The organism is Ectobacillus sp. JY-23 (assembly GCF_023022965.1).
Lineage (GTDB): Bacteria > Bacillota > Bacilli > Bacillales > Bacillaceae_G > Ectobacillus.
Genome location: NZ_CP095462.1, coordinates 1,794,656 through 1,813,335, shown reverse-complemented (window position 1 = coordinate 1,813,335; position 18,680 = coordinate 1,794,656). Strand labels below are relative to the sequence as shown.

The following is an 18,680-nucleotide window of genomic DNA, read 5'->3' as shown; positions in this document are numbered from 1 at the left end:
AGGAAGTAATTGTTTTTGTGTGAAAGAAAGGAGAAGCCATGATTAGTCAATCAACTTTATTTTTATTCATTTTACTAGCAGTTGGTTATCTTGCTAAAAATCAATCACTTATGATTGCTGTAGGAGTGCTTTTATTGTTGAAGTGGACATTTTTGGGAGATAAGATGTTGCCGTATTTACAGTATAAGGGAATTAATCTGGGGGTTACAATTATTACAATTGCAGTTCTTGTTCCAATTGCAACAGGAGAAATTGGCTTTAAACAACTTCTTGATGCGATGAAATCCTATTATGCTTGGATTGCTCTTGCTTCGGGTATTGCAGTTGCGTTACTGGCAAAAGGAGGCGTCGTTTTACTTGCCAATGATCCACATATTACAGCGGCGCTTGTATTTGGCACCATTTTAGCGGTTGCATTGTTCAATGGTGTTGCTGTGGGCCCGTTAATCGGGGCGGGAATTGCATATGCTGTTATGCATGTAATCCAACTTATAAAATAAGACAATTTTATAGTAATATAAATTTAATCAATTCTTTCCATTCACAAAAGTCTGATAATTAGTTATAATAACTATAGGCAAGTGCACAATATGTATAAGCTTTACTGTTGAAGGAAAAGTAACAACTACATAAAATAATGCCTGCGTATTGTTTTATGTTTTGTTATTTTTCCTCAGGCACTGCCGAAGGGATTGGGGAATCTTTAAATAAGGGAGAGATGATCATGACGGTTATTAAAGGGCTTGAAGGGGTAGTAGCAACAACGTCGTCTGTTAGTTCCATCATTGACGATACTTTAACATACGTAGGCTATGAAATCGATGACTTAGCGGAAAATGCATCATTTGAAGAAGTTGTGTATTTGTTATGGCATCGCCAATTGCCAAATGCTGCTCAACTTACAGAATTAAAAACACAGTTGTCAGAGCATGCTGACGTGCCAGCTGAAATCTTAACATACTTACAAACTACGAATCTAACTACATCACATCCAATGTCTGTATTGCGTACAGCAGTTTCTATGCTAGCTTTGTATGATGAAGATGCTGAGGTAATGGATGAGAGGTCCAATTATTTGAAAGCGGTTAAATTACAGGCGAAGATTTCTACGCTAGTCGCTGCTTACGCACGTATCCGTAAAGGGTTAACACCGGTAGCACCTGACAAAGAGCTTGGATATGCAGCTAATTTCTTATATATGTTGAACGATAGAAAACCAAATGAGATAGAAATTGAAGCATTTGACAAAGCCCTTGTGTTACATGCAGATCATGAATTGAACGCTTCGACATTCACTGCACGTGTATGCGTTGCTACACTATCTGATATATATTCAGGTATTACAGCCGCAATCGGCGCTTTAAAAGGACCGTTGCATGGCGGTGCCAATGAAAATGTAATGAAGATGCTTATGGAAATCGGTGAAGTAGAGCATGTGGATGCTTATATTCAAAATGCATTGAACAATAAAGTTAAGATTATGGGATTTGGCCATCGTGTATATCGAAATGGAGATCCGCGCGCGAAACATTTAAAAGCAATGTCCGAGCAATTAGGTATTATATCTGGTGAAAGAAAGTGGTATGATATGTCTGTGAAGATTGAAGAGATTGTTACATCTTCAAAAGGGCTTCCGCCAAATGTGGATTTCTACTCTGCTTCTATGTACCACTGTTTAGGAATTGAGCACGATTTATTTACGCCAATCTTTGCAGTAAGTCGTACATCTGGCTGGTTGGCTCACATTCTAGAACAATATGAAAACAACCGTTTAATTCGTCCGCGTGCTGATTATACAGGTCCTACGGGTCAAAAGTACGTAGCAATCGAAGACAGAGCATAATTTACGCTTTAAATTCTGATTATTCATCAAAAAGGAAATCATAACAAAAATCTAAATGTACTGGAAACAAAAGAAGTTCTGCAGGGGATTTCAGAACTTCTTTTGTATCATACATATTTTTAAATGGGGGTAATGACATTGACTACAGGACAAAAAATCACAGTAACAGATAGCGTTTTAAACGTACCAAACAATCCAATCATTCCATTTATCGAAGGAGACGGCATTGGTCCTGACATTTGGGCCGCGGCTTCCCGCGTATTAGATGCAGCGGTAGAAAAGGCATATGACGGTGAAAAGAAAATTGTTTGGAAAGAAGTACTTGCTGGTGAAAAGGCATTCAACCAAACAGGAGAATGGCTGCCGCAAGAAACTTTAAACGTAATTGATGAATATTTACTTGCTATTAAAGGACCTTTAACAACACCAGTTGGGGGCGGTATTCGTTCTTTGAACGTAGCGCTTCGCCAAGAGCTAGATTTGTATGTATGCTTGCGCCCTGTTCGTTACTTTGAAGGTGTACCATCTCCTGTAAAACGTCCGCAAGATACGGATATGGTTATTTTCCGTGAAAATACAGAAGACATCTATGCAGGCATCGAATATGAAAAAGGAAGCGAAGCTGCGCAAAAGCTATTAACTTTCTTACAAACTGAAATGGGTGTAAAGAAAATTCGTTTCCCTGAGACATCTGGTCTTGGTATTAAGCCTGTTTCTGAGGAAGGCACAAAGCGTTTGGTTCGTGCGGCAATTCAATATGCAATTACAGAAAATCGCAAATCGGTAACACTCGTTCATAAAGGCAACATTATGAAGTTTACAGAAGGCGCATTTAAAAACTGGGGTTATGAAGTAGCAGAGCAAGAGTTTGGCGATAAAGTGTTCACATGGGCAGAATATGATCGCATTGTTGAGAAGCAAGGCAAGGATGCTGCGAACAAAGCACAAGCTGAGGCGGAAGCTGCAGGCAAAATTATCGTAAAGGATTCTATAGCTGATATCTTCTTACAACAAATTTTGACGCGTCCTCGTGAGTTTGATGTTGTGGCTACAATGAATCTAAACGGTGACTACATCTCTGATGCGTTAGCAGCGCAAGTAGGTGGCATCGGTATCGCGCCTGGAGCGAATATTAACTATGTAACGGGACACGCTATCTTTGAAGCAACACACGGTACAGCTCCGAAATACGCAGGTCTTGACAAGGTGAATCCTTCTTCTGTTATTCTTTCTGGTGTGCTAATGCTTGAGCACATGGGCTGGAATGAAGCGGCGAAGCTAGTAATGGATTCTATGGAGAAAACAATTTCTTCTAAAGTTGTAACATATGACTTTGCACGTTTGATGGAAGGCGCTACAGAAGTGAAGTGCTCTGAGTTCGCGAATGAGCTAATTAAGAATATGGATGCAAAACAGGTAGTAGAAAACGCGTAATCGTACAGGAGGAGAAAGCATGACGATCAAACGTAAAAAAATAACTGTAGTCGGCGCAGGTTTTACAGGAGCGACAACAGCATTTTTAGCTGCACAAAAAGAACTGGGGGATATTGTATTAATTGATATTCCGCAACTTGAAAACCCAACAAAAGGGAAAGCGCTAGACATGTTAGAGGCAAGCCCTGTGCAAGGATTTGATGCGAATATTATTGGTACATCAGATTACGCAGACACAGCAGATTCCGATGTTGTCATCATCACAGCTGGGATTGCCCGCAAGCCCGGAATGAGCCGCGATGATTTGGTGGCAACAAATGCGAATATCATGAAAAGTGTTACAAAAGAAATCGTCAAATATTCTCCAAACAGTGTGATTATCGTGTTAACCAATCCAGTTGACGCAATGACATATACAGTATTTCAGGAGTCAGGCTTTCCAAAAGCACGTGTAATTGGGCAGTCTGGGGTACTTGATACGGCTCGTTTCCGTACGTTCGTAGCACAAGAATTACAGCTATCTGTGAAAGATGTGACTGGGTTTGTGCTAGGTGGGCATGGCGACGATATGGTGCCGCTTGTACGCTATTCGTATGCAGGTGGTATTCCGCTTGAAACATTGCTCTCAAAAGACCGCTTAGATGCCATTGTTGAGCGTACACGTAAAGGTGGCGGTGAGATTGTGAACCTGCTGGGTAACGGCAGTGCTTACTATGCGCCAGCAGCGTCGCTAGTAGAGATGACAGAAGCTATTTTAAAAGATCAACGTCGTGTGCTTCCGGCAATTGCGTACTTAGAAGGTGAGTATGGCTATAAGGACTTATATCTTGGTGTGCCAGTTGTGCTTGGCAAAAACGGGATTGAGAAAATTGTAGAACTTGAATTGCTTGAAGAAGAAAAAGTAGCGTTGGATCGTTCTGTTGAATCTGTACGCAATGTTATGAAGGTATTAGTATAATATAGGGTTTTTGTACAATTTGATGTTGTAATAAGCAAATCCTTTTAATAAAGTTCAATATAACGAAAAAGATTCGGATATATCCGAATCTTTTTCCCTTATTACGGGATTATTTTCTTGCAATAATTTGAAAGCGTTATCAAAATTTGGGGGTGGATGGAAATGTTAAGGAAGAAATGCAAGCTGGGCCGGAAAATTGATGAGATTTCGATTGGAGAGACGTTAACTGTTACGGAAAAAATCGAAGATAAAGATTTATTACTATACTTAGGGTTAACAGACGATGCAAACCCATTATATATTCAACATGATTATGCTTCGCAAACTCCTTATAAGAAACCTATAGTGCCAAGTGTTATGCTCACAGGTATGGTACTAACTGCCATGACCAAATATTTGCCAGGACCAGGTAGTCATATTTTGAGACAAGAATTAGAGTTTATTCAACCGGTGCATCATTATGAAACATTAACCTTCCAATTCGAAGTAATCGCTGTTTATGTACAAGACCATACGATTGAAGTGCGGGTCCATGGTCAAAATACGAATAAAGAATTGGTAATACGAGGATTACTAACAGTTGCACCACCTCATCACCACAACGTAATGTGGGAAAGTGCTTTAGAAAATTTTTAATGTAGAAAACCTCGCCTGCAAAGCGAGGTTTTCTACACTTACTCAACAATTGCATGCAATTTAAATTGAGCATCCTGGTATTTTCTAGTATCATAAAATGGACAAGTGAAACAAAAGCTATATGGATGAAGCACGGTTTTACTTTATAACCTGGAGGAATACAATGAGCAATCGCATTTTAGTAGTAGATGACGAAGAATCCATTTTAACATTAATTGAGTTCAATCTGCAGCAAGCCGGATTTGAGGTCGTAACTGCCATGGATGGCGAAGCAGCGTTAAAAGTTGCTTTAGCAGAGCGACCAGATTTAATTATTCTGGATTTAATGCTTCCTAAAATGGATGGAATGGAAGTTTGCAAAGAGCTGCGCTTGCAACGCGTTATGACTCCAATTTTGATGCTTACTGCAAAAGGTGATGAGTTCGATAAGGTTTTGGGGTTAGAGCTTGGTGCAGACGATTATATGACAAAGCCATTCAGTCCACGAGAAGTTACGGCGCGTGTAAAAGCAATTTTGCGAAGAACAAAGCTTCATGAAGGAACGGGCGTTGATAATAAAGAAGAGGGAAGAATTGTAATTGGAGAATTAAAGGTTTTGCCTGAGTACTTTGAAGCTTACTTTGGCGAGGAAAAGCTGGAATTAACACCTAAGGAATTCGAACTATTAATTTATTTGGCCAAGCATAAAGGTCGCGTATTAACAAGAGACCAACTGTTAAGTGCCGTTTGGAATTATGACTTTGCAGGCGATACACGTATTGTAGACGTTCACATCAGTCATTTGCGCGATAAAATTGAAACAAACACAAAAAAACCAGTATACATTAAAACAATTCGTGGGTTAGGTTATAAGCTGGAGGACCCGAAAATCAATGAATAAGTTTCGCTCCAGACTGCTTTTTGCATTAATCTCTTTAATTGTTACAGTATTAATTGGTCTAGGAATTCTACTAGGGCAACTCTTTAAAGGTTTCTATTTAGATAATTTCAATAAACGGATGGAAAAAGAGTTACAATATGTAGCTTCTGTGATGGAGTGGGAAGGAATACGTTACTCTTTGTTTTATCCGGAAACGCTGAAGCGTATTGAAGATAAGCTACGGGTCAACCTGAGTTTGCTAGATGAAAATGGCGATGTTTTGTATGATTCGAAAAATCGCATCGAATTACAAAACATACAAGCAATCAAAGGGATTATTAATAAACTAGATAAGACGCCCGATGTCGTGGAAGCGAAGAGTGGGGATAAGCAAAGCTATTACTACGGTATTTTGTTGCGAGATAAACATGATGATCGCGCTTATTTAATTTTAAATCTATCTGTGAGCTCGATTGCGGAAGTAGAAAGGAAAATATGGGGACTTCTTATTACAAATTTTCTAATCGCGTTTATTGTCATTATTTTTTTAGGGATTAAAATTACCACGCAATATACGCGTCCCATTGAAAATGTGGCAAAGGTTGCGATTGAATTAGCAAAAGGAAATTATAAAGCCCGTGCCTATGGGAGCAACGTTGATGAAACAGAGATGCTTAGCAAAGCAATCAATGTATTAGCCCGTAATTTGCAAGAAATGACGTCTGCGCAAGAAATGCAGCAAGACAGGCTACATACCTTAATTGAAAATATGGGAAGCGGCATGATTCTAATTGATAGTCGTGGTCATATTAATTTGGTGAACCGTTCTTATAGGGAAATCTTCCGTGTGACAGATGAAGAGTATTTAAACAGCTTATATTATGAAGCTTTTGATCACAAGGAAGTCATCGGATTGGTTGAAGAGATTTTTATGACGGAAGTAAAAGTGCGCAAACAAATGCTTCTTCCCATTGGAATTGAACGCAAACATTTTGAAGTATACGGTGCACCTATTATCGGAACCAACCATGAGTGGAAAGGAATTATTCTTGTATTTCATGACATCACAGAGCTTAAAAAGCTCGAGCAAATGCGGAAAGATTTTCTAGCTAATGTATCGCATGAACTGAGAACACCCATTACTTCTATTAAGGGATTTACAGAGACTTTGCTTGATGGAGCGATGGAGGATCAAAAATTTCGAGAACATTTTCTTTCCATTATCTTGAAAGAAAGTGATCGAATGCAGAGTCTAATTGAAGATTTGTTAGATTTATCAAGAATTGAACAACAAGGTTTTCAGATGAATATGGCAAAAGTTGATGTAAAGCAACTAATTGAAGAGATAGCGGTTATTTTACAAGCAAAGGCTGTAGATAAAGAGATGGATTTACGTGTAATTATTCCTGCGTCTATTACAGTAACGGGAGATGCGCATCGCCTAAAGCAGATCTTTATCAATCTTATCAACAATGCGATTTTATATACACCTTCTGGCGGAACAATAGAGGTGTCCGCAACTGAAGAGAAAAACAGAGTACGTATATGTGTGTCTGATACAGGGATTGGAATTAGTGAAGAGGAAATTCCTCGTATTTTTGAGCGGTTTTATCGCATTGATAAGGCACGTAGCCGTAATACAGGAGGAACAGGTCTAGGTCTGTCTATTGTAAAACATTTGGTGGAAGCACATCACGGAGAGATTACGGTTCAAAGCACACCGGGAAAAGGGACAATGTTTACTATCACCTTAAAAAAATAGGCTCTTTTCTAAGAGATTGTTGTTTTTAGATAGGTTTCTTTGTTTCAGGTTGGTTGGAGCAGGAGGTGCGAGACTCCTACGGGAGCAGCGGGTCTGGTGAGACCCACAGCCTGTAAGCCGAAGAGGCTCACCGCACGCCCCGCGGACAGCGAGCAACCTGGAGCGGAAATCAACCACTCCCCACCACTTGTTACATAGTAACAAAGTTTGTGAAAACAGCCAAAAAATAACAGAATGGAAAACAGTAACCTCACAATAATAAGAGGTTACTGTTTTTTTACAAACGTTTACACTACATTAACACTATATCCATGTGTGATTAACATAACCCTGTTATTCTAATTATTGAAAACCCCTTCATCCAAGGAGTAGTTTTGGACGAGGATAGATCCCTTCTATCCTCGTCACTTCCCTTTTTTTCTTTGTATACATAGTAGCTTGTCTAACATAATAGTAACAGGAGACAGGATGGATTCGGTCTTACCATGTACATGTCTCTTTTAGGGTCTGATTGAAACTACACATTTCCTGTTTTTCTCTCTACATATAAAAGAATCCTTGCTTTCAGTTTACATCTATGTAAAATAGAGCACATAGTTTTTTCTTTATTATTTATAATTAAAACCGTTATTTTCCTTCTATTATCAGGTCATGCTATGATATAGAGGTAGGTAGCGGTTTTTTGTGTAAATAAAAACAGGTGGAATCTATAATAGAAAGGAACGGGGAAGATGAGTCAAAAAAAGGTTGTTTTAATTGACGGCAATAGCATTGCATATCGTGCTTTTTTTGCACTGCCATTACTGAATAATGATAAAGGTATACATACAAATGCAATTTATGGTTTTACGATGATGCTAATGCGTATCTTGGAAGAAGAGAAACCAACGCATATGTTAGTGGCTTTTGATGCGGGTAAAACGACATTTCGTCATACCACATTCGGAGAATACAAAGGCGGTAGACAAAAAACACCACCGGAGCTCTCAGAACAATTTCCGTTTATTCGTGAATTATTGGATGCGTTTCATATTCAGCGTTATGAGCTTGAGAATTATGAGGCAGATGATATTATCGGAACGCTTGCAAAAGAGGCGGAGCGTGAAGGCGCAGAAGTGAAAATCATTTCAGGAGACCGTGATTTATTGCAGCTCGTTTCTGAAACGACTAAGGTCGCGATTACGCGTAAAGGTATCACTGAGGTAGATGAATACACACCACAGGTTTTGTTTGAGAAATATGAGCTTACTCCTTCGCAAATTATTGATATGAAGGGCTTAATGGGAGATGCATCTGACAATATCCCTGGTGTGCCTGGTGTAGGAGAAAAGACGGCGATTAAACTCTTGAAGGAATATAAAACAGTTGAAAAGCTATATGAGCATTTAGACCAAGTGAGCGGGAAAAAGCTGAAAGAAAAACTGGAAGCAAATAAGGAACAAGCATTTATGAGCAAGGAATTGGCAACGATTTATACAGAAGCGCCAATTTCTGTACGCATCGACGATTTGGTTTACAATGGATATGAAACAGAGCATATTGCTCCCTTGTTCCAAAATCTTGGTTTCAACTCGTTGCTGGGAAAGCTAGATATACCAGAAGAACAAACGGAACTAGATGCGCTTTCTTTTGAGCGAGTAGAAGCCTTTAATGACGATGTGTTACGCCCAGGTGCCTTAATTGTAGAAGTGCAGGAGGACAATTACCATGGTGCAGCGATACAGGGATTTGGTATTGCCAATGACACAGGCTGTTATTATGTACCAGCTGAATTAGGTTTGCAATCTGAAGAGTTTATCGCATGGCTCGCTGATGAAACAATTGAAAAGTCCGTATTTGATTTTAAACGAGCATTGGTTGCATTGCTGTGGAAAGGTTTATCGCTACGCGGCGTAAGCTTTGACCTTTTAATAGCGGCATATCTACTTGATCCTGCTGATACAGATAAAGATTTTCGTTCTGTGGCCAAGATGAAGGGTGCACATACTGTTCAATCAGATGAAGAAGTTTATGGAAAAGGTGCGAAGCGCGCTGTACCTGATGAGGATGTTTTGGCTGAACATATTGCTCGTAAAGCAAGCGTATTGTACAACGTACAGCAATCTTTTATCGATGAACTGCGTGCGAATGAGCAATATGAATTATTAACAGAGTTAGAGCTGCCACTTGCCCGCGTGCTTGGTCATATGGAATATACAGGTATTACAGTGGATAAAACTCGTTTAGAAGCAATGGGAGCAGAGCTTTCTACACGACTTCGTGAAATAGAAAAAGATATTCATGAATGTGCAGGTGAAACCTTCAATATTAATTCACCTAAGCAACTCGGTGTGATTTTATTTGAGAAGCTACAGCTTCCACCGGTGAAAAAAACGAAAACAGGTTATTCTACATCAGCTGATGTGCTAGAGAAGTTGGGAGACCAACATGAAATTGTAGAAAAGATTTTATTATATCGTCAGCTCGGTAAGCTATATTCTACTTATATTGAAGGTCTATTGAAGGTGATACGGGATGATACGTCTAAAATTCATACCCGCTTTAATCAAGTGCTAACACAAACAGGACGCCTAAGTTCAACAGAACCTAATCTGCAGAACATTCCCATTCGCCTTGAGGAAGGGCGGAAAATTCGTCAGGCTTTTGTTCCTTCCAAGCCGGGATGGGTCATATTTGCGGCTGACTACTCGCAAATCGAGCTTCGTGTACTTGCGCATATTGCAGGAGATGAAGGATTAATTACGGCGTTTCGCAATGATCTTGATATTCATACAAAGACAGCTATGGATGTATTTGGCGTGGCGCAAGAAGATGTAACTTCCAATATGAGAAGACAGGCAAAAGCTGTGAACTTTGGGATTGTATATGGCATCAGCGATTATGGTTTATCACAAAATCTAGGAATTACACGCAAAGCGGCAGCTGAGTTTATTGAAAAGTATTTGGAAAGCTTCCCAGGTGTAAAAGCGTATATGAGTGACAGCGTACAAGATGCGAAAGACAAAGGGTATGTAACGACTTTATTAAAACGACGTCGTTATATACCGGAATTGACAAGTCGAAATTTCAACCTGCGCAGCTTTGCAGAAAGAACAGCTATGAACACTCCCATTCAAGGAAGTGCAGCTGATATTATTAAAAAAGCAATGGTTGTGATGTTTGATACGCTTAAGCAGGAAAAGATGAACGCCCGCCTGTTACTTCAGGTACACGATGAGCTTATCTTCGAAGTACCAGAAGAAGAGATTGAGAAGATGCAAAGATTAGTCCCGGAAATTATGGAACATGCGGTGCAGCTAGAAGTACCATTAAAGGTAGACTATAATCACGGCGCAACTTGGTATGATGCAAAGTAAGGAGTGGAAGTATGCCTGAACTACCAGAAGTAGAAACTGTCAAACGAACGCTAGAGACACTGATTACAGGCAAAATCATTGAAGAGGTAATTGTTACGTACCCAAAACTCGTAAAAGAACCGGACGATGCAGAAATATTCAGAGGACTTTTGCAAGGTGAATGTATTGTCGGTGTAGGAAGACGAGGCAAGTTTTTACTTATATATACAGAACAATATGCCATCGTGTCGCATTTGCGGATGGAGGGAAAATACCGACTGCATGATGCCGGCGATCCGGTTGATAAGCATACGCATGTACGCTTTTGTTTCACCGATGGCTCAGAGCTTCGTTACAACGATGTGCGTAAGTTCGGCACATTTCATTTATTTCCGAAAGAGGAAGCTACACTTCATCTTCCTCTTTCGGGACTCGGACCGGAACCGCCAGATGTGACTGCAGCGCATTTACAGATGCATTTAGGTAAAACAAATCGCAAAGTAAAAGTTGTTTTGCTGGATCAAACTGTGCTTGTTGGGCTCGGTAATATTTATGTAGATGAGGTATTGTATCGGTCGGGAATCCATCCAGAACGTCCGGGCTCTTCCCTTCAGGAGACCGAGATCGAAAAGATTCGAGAGGAAACGGTAAAAACGCTAAATCAGGCGGTTGAAAAAGGCGGTAGTACCATACGAACGTATATCAATTCACAGGGACAAATCGGTACCTTTCAACAAAGTTTATTTGTATACGGTCGAAAGGGTGAGCCATGCTCCGTGTGCGGTACACCGATTGTGAAGACCGTAGTGGGCGGTCGTGGCACCCATTATTGTCCAATATGTCAAAAATAAGAATGACATCACATTTCGTAAAGAAAGTGTAACAGTATCAGAAAAGCACCAGGATATGTCCTGGTGCTTTTACTACAGTCTCAACTTCAACCCCTCGTGTGTGGCTTGAAAGCCTAATCGCTCATAAAATCTTAATGCATCTGGTCTCTCTTTATCGGTGGTCAGTTGTATCAAATGACAACCGCGTTGTGTAGCGCGTTGAATAGCCCATGTTATTAGTTTAGTACCTATTCCTTGACCTCTTACAGAAGCTGATGTCCTTACGCCCTCAATAGTAGCTCTCCATCCACCCTGATGTGTTATGTAAGGTGTAAATGTAATTTGTTGTACGCCAATCACTTCGTTACCGAGGCAAGCTACCACTAATTCATTATTAGGATCGGAGGTAATGGCTTCAAATGCTTGTAGGTAGCTATCAGGAAGTGGATGCTCATAACGTTCGCGTTTCCTTCCTAAAACATCATCAGCAAGCATAGCAACAATACAATCTAAATCGTTTTTAGTAGCTATCCTAACTTCTATGTTTGTTTCCAATGAAACCACCCCTTGTTAGAGAATGACTTACTTCTTTCATATTAACCGAATGTATGATATGGAGTAAGTAGAAAGTTTTTATAGTGCTTTATAAGTACTGCTTATAAAATATTCCCGTTCGTTTAAAAGTTACTTACAATAACATTGGGCGGGCCCTCTTCATATACATACAAAAGATGTATAGAAAGGAGGGCCTATTTTGTGTATCAATCTGTTGCACTAATGATGTTAGCCTTCGCACTAAGTCTGGATAGTTGTAGCGTCGGTATGACTTACGGACTTAGAAAAGTGCGCATCCCGCTAAAATCCATCATCGTTATTTCTATTTGCTCTGCTGCAGTAATGTTTGTGTCTATGGGAATTGGACAATTTGTTCAAACTATTTTTTCGGCCGAAGTGGCGAAGCAAATTGGTGGTATAGTATTGATTGGAATTGGCGCATGGGTGCTCTATCAGTTTTTCGCAGAGGATAAAAAAGAAGAGGAGTTAGATGAGAAAACATTATGGAATCTAGAGATTCAATCTCTCGGCATCGTAATTCAAATTTTACGAAAGCCAATTGTAGCAGATTTTGATAACTCGGGTACCATTTCGGGTATTGAAGCTGTTATGCTCGGACTTGCGCTGTCGTTAGACTCATTTGGAGCTGGCATCGGTGCGTCATTACTAGGCTACCCACCACTCATTATGGCGGCTTTAGTAGCAATTATGAGCTTCGTGTTCTTGTCTCTTGGTTTAAAGATGGGGCAATGGTTTTCTGCATTACAGTGGATGCAGAAATTGACCTTTCTTCCAGGTGTTTTGCTCATTATTATGGGGATATGGAAAATGTAAAAAGTGCGGAGCATTGGCTTCGCGCTTTTAATATGTATACAGGGACATAGAAAAGAGATTAATAATATCACATAGTTGAGTCAGAAAACGGCAATATTAATGTAAGAGATATTTTTATGGAGGTAGAGAATATGAAAAGAAAAATCATTATTGTTGGCGGAGTTGCAGGAGGGGCATCTGCTGCTGCTCGTTTGCGTCGCCTTAACGAAGAAGATGAAATTATCATGTTTGAGCGAGGGGAATATATATCGTTTGCTAATTGTGGCCTCCCGTATTATATTGGCGGAGTCATTTCGGAAAGAGAAAAATTACTCGTACAAACCGTAGAAAAAATGTCTAAGAGATTTAATCTCGATATTCGCGTGATGACGGAAGTAGTGCGCATTAATCGTGAAGTAAAGTCGGTTACAGTAAGGCGTTTACAAACGGGTGAAGAATACGAGGAATCATATGATTACCTCATTCTTTCTCCTGGGGCTAATCCAATATACCCTCCTATCCCTGGCATTCAGCAAGCGAACAATCTATTCACTTTGCGAAACATCCCAGACACAGACCGCATTAAAGCGTATTTAGATTATAACAAACCAAAGTCTGCCGTAGTAGTTGGTGGAGGTTTTATTGGTGTGGAAATGGTAGAAAACTTACATAAACAAGGGGTACAGGTCACTCTGGTGGAAATGGCGAATCAGATTATGCCGCCGATTGACTTCGAGATGATAGCAGGTGTACATCATCTCCTTCGTGACAAGGGTATTAATCTTATTCTAGAAGATGGTATTGCTTCTTTTGAAAATAATGGAGCGTCTGTACAATTGAAAAGCGGTAAAGTATTGGAAACAGATATGATTATTTTATCCATAGGAGTACAACCGGAAAGTAAGTTGGCGAAGGAAGCGGGCCTATCTTTAGGGATTCGTGGCACTATCCAGGTTGATGAATTCCTTCAAACAGAGGACCCATTTATTTATGGAGTAGGTGACGCTATCCAAGTTAAAGATTACATAAATGGAACGGAGACAATGATTCCGCTTGCTTGGCCTGCAAATAGACAGGGGCGCATAATCGCTGATACGCTCAACGGTCGTAAATCTCCTTATCGAGGTACAATGGGGACTTCTATTGTGAAAGTATTTGAAACTACAGTAGCTGCAACGGGAAATAATGAAAAAACTTTACGGCGTTTAGAAATTCCGTATGAAACAGTACATGTTCAGGCTAACTCGCATGCTGGTTATTATCCAGGAGCGCATCCAATCTTAATTAAGTTGCTATTTTGTAAAGAAAGTGGCAGGCTATACGGAGCGCAATGTGTGGGGCGCGATGGGGTAGATAAACGCATAGATGTACTTGCAACAGCAATTCGTGCAGGGCTAAAAGCGACAGATTTACCTGATTTAGAACTAGCGTATGCACCCCCATATTCTTCAGCAAAAGATCCTGTCAACTTGGCAGGATATGCAGCTATCAATATTATAGAAGGTTTAGTGGAAACGGTGCAGTGGAATGAGATTGATGAACTTGTCGCACAGGGCGGCTATTTAATCGATGTTCGTGAACCACATGAGTTAGAGCAAGGTAAAATAAAGGGCTCTGTTAATATACCATTAGACGAACTGCGCGATCACTTAGGTGAAATACCGAAAGATAAAACCCTCTATGTAACGTGTCAGTTGGGAATGAGAGGATATTTAGCATCGCGTATTTTAACGCAGCATGGCTTTAGGGTTAAAAACTTAGATGGTGGCTATAAACTATACAGTACGGTATTTCCGAATCATTCCCCCAACTAAGTAGAAATACCTACTTTAAATAGAAGTGCTACTTTATAAATGTAGATAAACTATAAAAAGAGTACAGATTTTTATGTGCTCATTTTGTTTGTGAGTCGGCTGTACAAGCGTATTCCTCTTTTCTTAGTTATAATAAAGAAAAGGAGGAGTTACAATGACAGTTATAATCGGTTTGACAGGGGGAATTGCGAGCGGAAAGAGCACTGTAGCCAAAATGTTTAGGGCATACGATATTCCGGTCATTGATGCAGATGAAATTGCGAAAGCGGTGGTAGTGCAAGGAACATCTACATATAAGAAAATTGTACAAGCATTCGGCAAGCAGGTGCTGCAAGAAGACGGAGGCATAGATCGGGCGAAGCTTGGTGCAATTATTTTTAATGATGAAAAGCAACGAAATACATTAAATCAGATTGTGCATCCCGCCGTTCGACAGGAAATGCTCATACAGCGAGATCAATACATAAAAGAGGGAGTAAGTGCAGTCGTTCTGGATATTCCCCTTTTATATGAAAGTAATTTAATGTATTTAGTTGAAAAAGTACTTGTTGTTTGGGTTGATGAGCAGACACAATTACAGCGATTAATGAAACGAAATAACTTTTTGCAAGAAGAAGCACAAGCTCGAGTTCATTCGCAAATGTCTTTGGAAAAGAAGAAGGAAATGGCAGATTATATTATTGATAATACAGGTTCTATTGAGAATACAGAAGCCCAATTAAGATGCATTTTACAAGAATGGGGTTTGTAAAATAATAAATTTTTAAAATTGATGAAATTGTTTAGTGATTTATCCTCTTTTTGTGCTATACTATTAGTGGGGATGGAGAGAAATAGTATAACGCAATCAAGGGGGATTAACTTATATGACTCGAGTGGCAATTAACGGATTTGGACGTATTGGAAGAATGGTGTTTCGTCAGGCGATAAAAGAAAACGAATTCGAAATTGTGGCAATCAACGCGAGCTATCCATCAGAAACCTTGGCTCATCTGATTAAATACGATACAGTTCATGGTAAATTTGAAGGAACTGTCGAAGCGTTTGAAGATTATCTGCTTGTAGACGGAAAAATGATTCGTCTTCTGAATAATCGCAATCCGCAAGAGTTGCCTTGGAATACAATGGGTGTCGATGTTGTAATTGAAGCAACAGGGAAATTCAACTCCAAGGATAAAGCTATGCTACACCTAGAAGCTGGGGCCAAGAAAGTCATTTTAACAGCACCCGGTAAAAATGAAGATATAACCATTGTGATGGGGGTCAATGATGCACAGTTGGATATTACAAAGCATGATGTAATTTCGAACGCATCTTGTACAACAAACTGTTTAGCGCCGGTTGTAAAGGTACTTGACGAAAGATTTGGCATTGACAATGGTTTAATGACGACTGTTCACGCATATACAAACGATCAAAAAAATATAGACAATCCACATAAAGATTTACGCCGTGCAAGAGCATGTGCGCAATCCATTATCCCTACTACAACGGGAGCTGCGAAAGCGCTTTCTAAAGTACTTCCGCACTTGGCAGGTAAGCTGCATGGTATGGCGCTACGTGTTCCAACACCAAATGTTTCCCTTGTAGATCTTGTTGTGGATGTGAAAAGAGATGTTACCTTAGAAGAGGTAAACGAGGCCTTCGCTATTGCAGCACAAGGGTCGATGAAGGGGATTGTTGCATATTGCGATGAGCCGCTTGTATCTGTAGATTTTAATACAAATACGCATTCCGCCATTATTGATAGCTTATCTACAATGGTCATCGGTTCTCGTAAAATTAAAGTATTGGCTTGGTATGACAATGAGTGGGGTTACTCCCGTCGTGTTGTAGAATTGACAGCTCTTGTTTCAAAAGAATTGGTAAAGCAAAACGTACAGCATATTTAATATGCGGCGTCATACACAGCAAACAGCCTGCACGTAAGGTGCAGGCTGTTTGCTTTGCGTTAGAGTTGACAATGTAAAAGAGGTGGATTTTTAAATAAGTTATTATAGAATTCGCTCGTGTAGAGGGGGAATTGCCAGTAGTAAACGTAAATATTTGTTGACATTTCGAAAAAAATAAAAAGACTTGTTGCAAAATGAAAATAAACAAAGTATACTATCTTTCGTAAACAAAACATGCCGATAAAGTAGCTTACTTAAAGGGTTAGGACCTCTTTGGACTAACTTTCCCCCGTGGTAGCCAAACGTATCAATGGCGTGTTCGTTTAAGCTAAACCGAATTCTAAGGGGGAAATAAAATGCACACTATGGACACTATGGGCCGCCATGTTATTGCTGAACTATGGGGCTGCGATTTTGACAAACTGAATGATATGCCTTTTATTGAACAACTATTTGTAGATGCTGCGCTAAAATCAGGAGCGGAAGTTCGTGAGGTTGCGTTTCACAAATTTGCACCGCAGGGCGTGAGTGGGGTTGTTATTATCTCTGAGTCTCACTTAACAATTCACAGCTTCCCTGAGCACGGTTATGCGAGCATCGATGTATATACTTGCGGAGATCGTATCGATCCGAATGTAGCTGCTGACTATATTGCTGAAGGTTTAAATGCAAAAACAAGAGAAAGTATTGAATTGCCACGTGGAACAGGTAGCTTCGAAATTAAGAAGCGTGACGCAAAAGCACTTTAAAAAAATAGATATTTGCTTTAAAATGAAAAGAGGTGTATATACACCTCTTTTCATTTATTTTGGCTGTGTTAAAACCTAATGTTGATAATTGGCACTTGTTAATTGAAGTGAATGGGTTGAGACTTCTGCGGGAAAAGCAAGTCAAAGGGAGATCCGTAGGGGCATAGCGCTGAGGAGGCTTGCTGACTGCTCGTGGAAAGCGCCCTCGTATCGGAAATCAGCAACGAACTTTAACAGAGCCTTTATTTCAAGAAAGTAAGGAGACTTGTATGGGCCTTATCGCAAATGTTAAACAATTTTTCACAACACAAGCAGAAACGGCAGATACGCACCGTGTAGATGAGTTGCGTACTCGCTATTATAAAACGAATACTACAGGTGCTTTAAAAGCAGTTGAAGAGCTGTTAAAGGCTGTGCCGCATTGTAATGTGACGTCTGTACAAATGGAACGAGGCGAAGTCAGTGCAGTACTCAATGGAAAAGTTAAGGCGCATGTTGTTGCTACAATTGTAACAATCCGACCATTTGAAACAGCTGTGGACTTTATGGTATATACGGAAACAGCATTACCAAGTGACTTTGGCTTTAGCAGACGTACGATAAAGGAACTTTATAAACAGCTGGATAAAAAGATTGTTTTTGTTGGGACAAGTTTGGCACAAAAGTTGTAAGACATGAGATAAGGAGTGAGGAATTTGCGTTGTCCGTCTTGTTTTCATAGTGGTACAAGGGTATTAGATTCTCGTCCTGTGGATGACAGCCGTTCTATTCGAAGACGAAGAGAATGTGAGAGCTGTTCACATCGATTTACAACATTTGAGCGAGTGGAAGAAACGCCTCTTATTATTGTTAAAAAAGAAGGCATACGGGAAGAATTTAGCAAGGATAAAATTTTACGCGGATTGATTAGGGCGTGTGAAAAGCGTCCTGTTGCATTGAAGCAATTGGAAGAAGTAACACAATCTATTGAACGAGAGCTGCGCAATTTAGGGACGCCTGAAGTAAAAAGCGAAATTGTGGGCGAGATGGTGATGGAACAGCTTCGTGAAATCGATGAAGTTGCCTATGTACGCTTTGCATCTGTATACAGGCAGTTTAAGGACTTACAAGTATTTATTGATGAGCTTAAGGATATTTTACAAAAAGAGCGGAAGTAGAGGAGCTTGAGGCTTAGGCTGTCGGCTCTTTTTTGTACAATCC

Annotated in this window: 17 protein-coding genes; 16 read left to right on the top strand and 1 reads right to left on the bottom strand. The window is 39.9% G+C overall.

The window, feature by feature from the left end:
• Window positions 1-38: 38 nt before the first annotated feature.
• From MUG87_RS09390 to mutM, 9 genes are all read left to right on the top strand, one after another.
• A complete protein-coding gene (locus MUG87_RS09390) occupies window positions 39-500 on the top strand; it encodes a DUF441 domain-containing protein (protein WP_247087191.1) in 462 nt (153 codons plus the stop codon).
• 191 nt (window positions 501-691) lie between these two features.
• Window positions 692-1,843, top strand: coding sequence for a citrate synthase (gene citZ, locus MUG87_RS09385; RefSeq protein ID WP_247087622.1), 1,152 nt, complete (start codon window positions 692-694; stop codon window positions 1,841-1,843).
• 138 nt (window positions 1,844-1,981) lie between these two features.
• Window positions 1,982-3,277 (top strand): NADP-dependent isocitrate dehydrogenase, encoded by a 1,296-nt coding sequence (gene icd / locus MUG87_RS09380; RefSeq protein WP_247087190.1) that lies wholly within the window; start codon window positions 1,982-1,984, stop codon window positions 3,275-3,277.
• 19 nt (window positions 3,278-3,296) lie between these two features.
• On the top strand, window positions 3,297-4,235 hold the full coding sequence (gene mdh, locus MUG87_RS09375; RefSeq protein WP_247087189.1) for a malate dehydrogenase: 939 nt from the start codon (window positions 3,297-3,299) through the stop codon (window positions 4,233-4,235).
• A 162-nt stretch (window positions 4,236-4,397) separates the two neighbouring features.
• Window positions 4,398-4,871: a MaoC family dehydratase gene (locus tag MUG87_RS09370; RefSeq protein WP_247087188.1), complete on the top strand. Its 474-nt coding sequence runs from the start codon at window positions 4,398-4,400 to the stop codon at window positions 4,869-4,871.
• A gap of 163 nt (window positions 4,872-5,034) precedes the next feature.
• Window positions 5,035-5,751: a response regulator transcription factor gene (locus tag MUG87_RS09365; protein ID WP_247087187.1), complete on the top strand. Its 717-nt coding sequence runs from the start codon at window positions 5,035-5,037 to the stop codon at window positions 5,749-5,751.
• Window positions 5,744-7,492: a two-component system histidine kinase PnpS gene (pnpS, locus tag MUG87_RS09360; protein WP_247087186.1), complete on the top strand. Its 1,749-nt coding sequence runs from the start codon at window positions 5,744-5,746 to the stop codon at window positions 7,490-7,492. The genes MUG87_RS09365 and pnpS overlap by 8 nt, the downstream gene beginning before the upstream one ends.
• A 731-nt stretch (window positions 7,493-8,223) precedes the next feature.
• A complete protein-coding gene (gene polA, locus MUG87_RS09355) occupies window positions 8,224-10,848 on the top strand; it encodes a DNA polymerase I (protein WP_247087185.1) in 2,625 nt (874 codons plus the stop codon).
• An 11-nt stretch (window positions 10,849-10,859) separates the two neighbouring features.
• A complete protein-coding gene (mutM, locus tag MUG87_RS09350; RefSeq protein ID WP_247087184.1) occupies window positions 10,860-11,678 on the top strand; it encodes a DNA-formamidopyrimidine glycosylase in 819 nt (272 codons plus the stop codon).
• Window positions 11,679-11,750: 72 nt separating this feature from the next.
• On the opposite strand, the gene MUG87_RS09345 is transcribed toward mutM, so the two are convergent.
• Complete coding sequence (locus MUG87_RS09345; RefSeq protein ID WP_247087183.1) at window positions 11,751-12,212, bottom strand: GNAT family N-acetyltransferase; 462 nt, start codon at window positions 12,210-12,212, stop codon at window positions 11,751-11,753.
• 201 nt (window positions 12,213-12,413) lie between these two features.
• Between MUG87_RS09345 and ytaF the strand changes: the two genes are divergently transcribed.
• The 7 genes from ytaF (at window position 12,414) to nrdR (ending at window position 18,637) form a co-directional block, all read left to right on the top strand.
• A complete protein-coding gene (ytaF, locus tag MUG87_RS09340; RefSeq protein WP_247087182.1) occupies window positions 12,414-13,046 on the top strand; it encodes a sporulation membrane protein YtaF in 633 nt (210 codons plus the stop codon).
• Window positions 13,047-13,177: 131 nt separating this feature from the next.
• Complete coding sequence (locus MUG87_RS09335) at window positions 13,178-14,839, top strand: CoA-disulfide reductase (RefSeq protein ID WP_247087181.1); 1,662 nt, start codon at window positions 13,178-13,180, stop codon at window positions 14,837-14,839.
• Between the two features lie 154 nt (window positions 14,840-14,993).
• On the top strand, window positions 14,994-15,590 hold the full coding sequence (coaE, locus tag MUG87_RS09330) for a dephospho-CoA kinase (RefSeq protein WP_247087180.1): 597 nt from the start codon (window positions 14,994-14,996) through the stop codon (window positions 15,588-15,590).
• A 115-nt stretch (window positions 15,591-15,705) separates the two neighbouring features.
• The gene (locus MUG87_RS09325; protein WP_247087179.1) at window positions 15,706-16,731 is read left to right on the top strand and encodes a glyceraldehyde-3-phosphate dehydrogenase; all 1,026 of its coding nucleotides are present in this window, start codon (window positions 15,706-15,708) and stop codon (window positions 16,729-16,731) included.
• A 365-nt stretch (window positions 16,732-17,096) separates the two neighbouring features.
• Window positions 17,097-17,480, top strand: a complete 384-nt coding sequence (speD, locus tag MUG87_RS09320; RefSeq protein ID WP_187695352.1) for an adenosylmethionine decarboxylase — start codon at window positions 17,097-17,099, stop codon at window positions 17,478-17,480.
• A gap of 179 nt (window positions 17,481-17,659) precedes the next feature.
• Window positions 17,660-18,151: a cytosolic protein gene (locus tag MUG87_RS09315; protein ID WP_247087178.1), complete on the top strand. Its 492-nt coding sequence runs from the start codon at window positions 17,660-17,662 to the stop codon at window positions 18,149-18,151.
• Between the two features lie 24 nt (window positions 18,152-18,175).
• Window positions 18,176-18,637: a transcriptional regulator NrdR gene (nrdR, locus tag MUG87_RS09310; protein ID WP_247087177.1), complete on the top strand. Its 462-nt coding sequence runs from the start codon at window positions 18,176-18,178 to the stop codon at window positions 18,635-18,637.
• The last annotated feature ends 43 nt before the right edge of the window (window positions 18,638-18,680 follow it).